Here is a 485-nt window from a genome sequence, read left to right on the forward strand (position 1 = left end):
GCGCTCGCGGAGTCGCCGTTCCGCGCGCCGGTGTTCCGTGAGGCGGACGAGGGTCTGCCGGAGGAGGCCGTACTGCGCCGTCGGGTCGCCGCCCTTCTGGAGGTAGCTGTCCGCCCCGAGGTTCAGCGCCTCGATGGCGACCTCCTCGCGGCTCCGTCCGGTGAAGATGACGAAGGGAATGCCGGAGTCGCGCCCGTCGCGGAGCTCCAACAGCAGTTCGAGTCCAGACATCTCGGGCATCTGATAGTCGGAGACGACCGCGTCGAACGACTCCGATTCAAGGAGTCGCCGCGCCCGCCGCGGCGAGTCGGTCGTCTCGACCTCGATACCGTCGTCCGCCGATTCGAGAAACCGCTTCGTCAGCGCCAACAGCCCCTCGTCGTCATCGACGTAGAGCACGCGTATCGCCGACAACTCCCCCTCGATTACGTCCATGCGTTGTGGCTGTTGTTCGACGGTCTGTCTGATAACTGTTTGGCAGATTA

The 485-nt window shown here is 65.2% G+C and carries 1 protein-coding gene; it reads right to left on the reverse strand.

The features are described 5' to 3' along the window. Positions 1-435 (reverse strand): response regulator (locus tag D3D02_RS19265; RefSeq protein ID WP_147435760.1); only part of this gene is annotated, 435 nt, incomplete at its 3' end. Between the last annotated feature and the right edge of the window lie 50 nt (positions 436-485).

Source organism: Halobellus sp. Atlit-38R (assembly GCF_003665925.1).
GTDB classification, from domain to species: domain Archaea; phylum Halobacteriota; class Halobacteria; order Halobacteriales; family Haloferacaceae; genus Haloquadratum; species Haloquadratum inordinatus.